This window comes from Bifidobacterium sp. LH_417 (genome assembly GCF_056357035.1).
Genome location: NZ_JBKEVI010000037.1, coordinates 1 through 1,422, shown reverse-complemented (window position 1 = coordinate 1,422; position 1,422 = coordinate 1). Strand labels below are relative to the sequence as shown.

2 rRNA genes are annotated in these 1,422 nt (G+C 59.7%); both read left to right on the top strand.

The window, feature by feature from the left end:
* Positions 1-230 (top strand): 16S ribosomal RNA (locus AC1AYR_RS11700); the annotation flags it as partial.
* A 472-nt stretch (positions 231-702) separates the two neighbouring features.
* Positions 703-1,422, top strand: a 23S ribosomal RNA gene (locus tag AC1AYR_RS11695); the annotation flags it as partial.

Here is a 1,422-nt window from a genome sequence, read left to right as displayed (position 1 = left end):
GCAACCCGACTCCATGAAGGCGGAGTCGCTAGTAATCGCGGATCAGCAACGCCGCGGTGAATGCGTTCCCGGGCCTTGTACACACCGCCCGTCAAGTCATGAAAGTGGGCAGCACCCGAAGCCGGTGGCCTAACCCGTGAGGGGTGGAGCCGTCTAAGGTGAGGCTCGTGATTGGGACTAAGTCGTAACAAGGTAGCCGTACCGGAAGGTGCGGCTGGATCACCTCCTTTCTACGGAGAATGCAGGACGAGGTTTTTCGTCCGGTGTGTGCCCCACGGCCGCGAAGTCCGCGGTTCCGATGGGGTCGCTGGTGTGGAAGAGATCATGGGCTGTATGGCGCGCGGGGTTTCCCGTGCGTGCGGGCTTGTCCCGTGTGGTTGGTGGTATGGCATGCTTTTGGGTTCCCGGACCGCCACCCTCCGAGTCTTTCGGCTTGGGGTGCGGGTCCGATTCCGCCGGGTTTCCGTGCCGGTCCTTGTGTGGGCTGGTGTGGTGCTGGGTGTGTGTTGGTGGTTTGAGAACTGGATAGTGGACGCGAGCAAGAAGAACTTGTTTTTTCTTGTTTTGTTGATTTCGATCGAACTCCGGGATTTTTGTTCCTGGTGTTCGTTCGGTCGTTTTTGTTGTGACCGTCAACGTGTTGTGTTGATGTGTCGTCCGATGTATTCGCGAATTTGGTTTTCGCCGGCTTTCATGCTGTTGCGTGTTGCTGGTGAGGGCGCAGTGGTGGATGCCTTGGCGGACAGGACCGATGAAGGACGTGTGGGGCCGCGATAGGCCTGGGGGAGCCGCCGACAGGGCTTTGATCCCAGGATGTCCGAATGGGGGAACCCGCCACCCTGGATGGGGTGGCACCAGTCTTTTGGGCTGGGGGGTACGCAGGGAAGTGAAACATCTCAGTACCTGTAGGAAAGGATGTTCCGTGAGTAGTGGCGAGCGAAAGCGGATCAGGCCAAACCGGTGTCGTGTGATACCCGTCGGGGGTTGCGGCATCGGGGTTGTGGGAGCGTGTGTCCCGGTTCCGACGGACCGGGCGTGAGTGATAAAGCCGTGTGCGAGACGAACAGGATTGGATGCCTGGCCGTGGAGGGTGATGGCCCCGTAGTCGTATGCGCATGGTCTCGCGATCGTGTTTCCCAAGTAGCGCGGGCCTCGTGGAATCCCGTGTGAATCCGCCCCGACCGTGGGGTAAGCCTAGATATTCCTGTCCGACCGATAGTGAACTAGTACCGTGAGGGAAAGGTGAAAAGCACCCCGGGAGGGGAGTGAAAGAGTACCTGAAACCGTGCGCCTACGATCCGTCGGAGCCTCCCTGGTGGGGTGACGGCGTGCCTATCGAAAAATGAGTCTGCGAGTCAGTGGCAGGTGGCGAGCGTAACCCGTGTGGGGTACGCGTAGCGAAGGCGAGTCTGAATAAGGCGT